At 40.0% G+C, this 3839-nt stretch carries 6 protein-coding genes and 1 pseudogene; 4 read left to right on the forward strand and 3 right to left on the reverse strand.

Going from position 1 to position 3839, the window contains the following annotated elements:
* From RH85_RS23465 to RH85_RS11675, 3 genes and pseudogenes are all read right to left on the reverse strand, one after another.
* Positions 1-372: pseudogene (locus RH85_RS23465) on the reverse strand (AcfA family outer membrane beta-barrel protein); the annotation flags it as partial.
* A 15-nt stretch (positions 373-387) separates the two neighbouring features.
* A complete protein-coding gene (locus RH85_RS23470) occupies positions 388-579 on the reverse strand; it encodes a hypothetical protein (RefSeq protein ID WP_241210392.1) in 192 nt (63 codons plus the stop codon).
* Positions 580-650: 71 nt separating this feature from the next.
* The gene (locus RH85_RS11675; protein WP_006712446.1) at positions 651-1028 is read right to left on the reverse strand and encodes a NirD/YgiW/YdeI family stress tolerance protein; all 378 of its coding nucleotides are present in this window, start codon (positions 1026-1028) and stop codon (positions 651-653) included.
* Positions 1029-1348: 320 nt separating this feature from the next.
* Here RH85_RS11675 and RH85_RS23475 point away from each other — a divergent pair, with 320 nt between their 5' ends.
* The 4 genes from RH85_RS23475 (at position 1349) to RH85_RS11695 (ending at position 3653) form a co-directional block, all read left to right on the forward strand.
* A complete protein-coding gene (locus RH85_RS23475; protein ID WP_006712447.1) occupies positions 1349-2218 on the forward strand; it encodes a DUF1186 domain-containing protein in 870 nt (289 codons plus the stop codon).
* 312 nt (positions 2219-2530) lie between these two features.
* Complete coding sequence (locus RH85_RS11685) at positions 2531-2929, forward strand: hypothetical protein (protein WP_006712448.1); 399 nt, start codon at positions 2531-2533, stop codon at positions 2927-2929.
* Between the two features lie 129 nt (positions 2930-3058).
* A complete protein-coding gene (locus RH85_RS11690; protein WP_006712449.1) occupies positions 3059-3382 on the forward strand; it encodes a type II toxin-antitoxin system RelE/ParE family toxin in 324 nt (107 codons plus the stop codon).
* The gene (locus RH85_RS11695) at positions 3375-3653 is read left to right on the forward strand and encodes a helix-turn-helix domain-containing protein (protein ID WP_006712450.1); all 279 of its coding nucleotides are present in this window, start codon (positions 3375-3377) and stop codon (positions 3651-3653) included. Before RH85_RS11690 ends, RH85_RS11695 begins: the two co-directional genes overlap by 8 nt.
* Positions 3654-3839 lie beyond the last annotated feature (186 nt).

The raw sequence follows: 3839 nt of genomic DNA on the forward strand, positions 1-3839 counted from the left end.
CTATTTCACATTAGCGCCCACAGTCAATTGTGGGAGTATTTTATATTCAGTACCAACAGCAATTAACCCCCCCACTTCATTTGATGAATCAGAGTACCCGCTATAAGGTTTGATTGTTTCTACTTCTGATGCATGGTATTCCGTTTCTTCGTAGTGAGAGCCATTTACGTCATATTGAGTGTACGTAAGCCCAGCTTTGACTTTAGCTAGCCATTTATCGTTTAGATTGTGCGTATATACTGAAGCCAATGAAAATTGCTTAGATTTTACGCTCGCTTCCCATTCTTCTTCTGTTTTTTTCGTTCCATCTGACCCGATGAACTTAGAGCGGTCATCTTCTAGGTCAAATTGGCTGTAACCTAATTCAATTGCCCATGATGGTGTTAATTAATAGCCAATAAAGCCGCTCAAAATACCGTCTTCGTTCGATGGGTCGAGTTTAACCGTCGGAGACGTTGGAAAATGGCTTTGTGAATCATGGCTTGTTGAACCAAAACCATACTCTAGCCCAATATAAGGGGCTGAAATTGCGCTAAAAGATGAGCCTAAGAGAGCTGCAGCAAGTAATGTTTTATTCATAAAATGAGTTTCTTACAATTTAGATTTCTTATTGTCACTTGAATCGTGTGAAGTGTTTGTGAAAAATTTTCTTAAAGTACTTTAACGACATCTACGTCCACTTTGACACCGGACATATTTTTATCGATTTCGCCAATGAGTTGAACATTGGTTGTTGGTGATGCAGATTGACCAAACCATTTGTCATGTTCAATTTCAACTGTTACTTCACCAGTGGTGTCGGCAAATAGATACATTTCACCGCCTAGAGAGGCTTTGATTCTGCCAGTTAGCGTTACTGGCATATCGTCACTGAACATTTCTGAATCCAGTACTTGTTTTACCGTTGAAATGCCTTGAGTTGGTCCAGAAAACCCCGATTGATTTTGAGTTGTACCTGTGAAGCCCTGTGCAAAAACACTGCTAGAAGCGACGATAGCAATCGTAGTCATTAAAAGTTTTGTTTTCATAGTGTTAGCTCTATTTTGTTTGAGTGGCGGTTATGTTACATATTATTTCTGAATGGGAAATGAACAAACTAGGCTTCCCACCCGAAATAGTCAGTGTTAGAGAGGTAATTAGTCTATCGTTAGGTGGTTTATCAGTAATCATTAAGCAATATTGTTGGTTAAATCGGACTTATTTGTTTCTTTGCAATAAGCCTGATTCATCTCGTAAAGTCTGAATTATTGCGCACAATATCTCATTAGGGTTTTTGGTGAGAGCAGATTCTTGTTTTTGAGCAGCATTCACGGTAAAAGACGATCATTTACTATTCAAATATAAACTCATGACAGTACAAGAAATTATATCGGCGCTAAGTCAATACAATGGAAAATTCCCAGAGCAAGCATTAGTTGCAGCTCGAGAACATTGGGCTTTATTGGTTCCAGAAATCAACATGGCCTTTGAGCGCGCGGTGACTAAAAATGAACTATCGGAAGAAGAAGAGAACTTCTTGTTTTGGTCGGTATTATTGATTGGGGATCGTAAGGAAAAAGATTGCTTTGAGTCCTTCATGCTATTCCTTGACCAAGATGATGCTGATTACTCACCGTTGGAGTGCGTTTTAGGTGACTCTCTTACGGAGGATTTGCCAAACATCGTAGCCATTGTTGCTGAGGGGCGTGCGGAGCCGTTAAATAAGATGCTTATCAGCATGAAAGCGGGCGAGTACGTCAAAGTTGGGATGCTGAGAGTGTTGAAGCATATGTTGTTTAATTCAGAGATAACAACGGATTATTTTGCCAACCATGCTCCTTTATGGATTGAGGTTATGGTTGCTAATCAGCACTCTTTCGCTTTGGCTGTTCTGGGGGAGATCCTAATAGATTTAAAATTATCTTCGTTTCAGTCAATGTACTTAGGTTTTGCAAAAAAAGACTCTATTGACCATGGAATGCTAAGTAACGATCAGATAAAGGACTGGGCGTTTGAAACGGAGTGTGATTGTAGACGTGATCACTATGGTTCATTCGATATTATGTCTGTGAAAAACTGGGCATCGATGAATGGTAATAATGAATGGGACTCTATGTTTATGTTTAATCCTTTCGAGCAGTTTATCGAAGAACCGTACATGGCGCCTAAGATCCCTCGACGTAATGATCCTTGTCTTTGCGGCAGTGGTAAGAAGTACAAGAAGTGTTGCCTCAATTAGAAGTAGAGCCCATCATTTGGTGGGCTTTTTTGCATAATTCTGGCTCAAAATCACTTTACAGCAACGATAAAATCCTTACTCTTATATGAGTAAATGTTGTGCACTGACATATAGTGTAAAGCACACGGGAACTACACCGCCCTTAAATCGCTTTCTGAGACGTGTCGCGGTTTCGAAGAGAAACTGGAAAGCTTTTTCAACTTTCGTCCGTATTAGCGTGACGTAACTGACTTTGAACCAACCCCACGGGAAGATTATTTTCCCAATGGGGTAATAGTTTTTCTCGTTTCATTATTTGTTAGGAGAATTACTATGACTGGTCAAACTAAACTCAATCTTTTAGAGCAAGAAGCGCAGTACCAACGTGAGTTGGATGCCTATGACACTGTTCTTTGGTCAACAGCGCGCATGTTGAATTACTTTGCGTGGGATGAAGAGAAAGCACTAAAGGTGATGGATACGATTTATGCGAAAGCACGTTCGTGGCCAGAACGCTTTCCACATCTCGTTGATAAGGAAGATCATAACGTAGTAAAAGCGACGAGCTATTATTACGATATTCTTGCTGATGCAGAGCCGATTGTTGCGGCGAAGCGTCAACAAGAGCTGAATGCTTTGAAAGAGCAGCTTAATATGGTGCCATTTTCATGGTTACGACATCCGCGATTGAAGCGAGTCATACTGTGGTTAAATCGCCCAATTGCTGCATAAAAATAGCCCCGACCATTTGGTTGGGGTTATTTTTTGATTGAAACATTTTCAGATGGTCATTTTGACAAAAAGCCACTTATCATATATGATAAGTAAAATGGCTATAATAAAAAAAATAGGCACGCAACTATGAGCTGGGTCATTGAACTATATGATGGAGTGGAAGACGCTATTTTAGATATGCCACCAAAGGTGCAAGCAAGAATGTTAAAGCTGCTTGAACTGATGGAGATGCATGGGGCTAATTTAGGTGAACCCCACACGAAAGCAATGGGTGATGGACTTTTTGAGATCCGTGCGAAAGCTCAAGAGGGTATTGGTCGCGGTCTATTTTGTTATCTTGATGGTAAAAATATCAATGTGCTTCATGCTTTTGTTAAAAAGAGTCAGAAAACACCTAAAAAAGATATTAAGTTAGCCAAAGATAGAATGAAAGAGGTTAAATATGAGTAGCTTACAATCTCTAAGGAAAAAAGCGTTAGCGAATCCAGAAGTAAAAGCCCAGTATGATGCGCTTGAGTCTGAGTTTAAGTTTATCAATACACTCCTTTCGATGCGAGAATCAGCAGGGTTAACTCAGCAAGAAGTAGCTGAGCGCATGGGAACAAAAGAGTCCAATATTTCTCGGCTTGAAAAGGGGACTGGAAACCCTACCGTCAAGACACTGATGAAATATGCTCAAGCATGTGGGTGCCGATTAGACTTTGGTTTTACACACGCTTAAAGCGTTAAATCTAGTTATCTTAAAAGGCCGTTGTAATCACAACGGTCTTTTTTATTGCCCAACGTTAGCAAGCGGATCGCTAGTTGACTCTCTGTGAAAATTTAATCTAAATCACTTTACAGCCGATCGAAAAATGCTATTCTGAATAGGCTTAAAGTTGTGTACTGACTTATAGTACAAAGCACA

The organism is Vibrio ichthyoenteri ATCC 700023, from assembly GCF_000222605.1.
GTDB lineage: Bacteria > Pseudomonadota > Gammaproteobacteria > Enterobacterales > Vibrionaceae > Vibrio > Vibrio ichthyoenteri.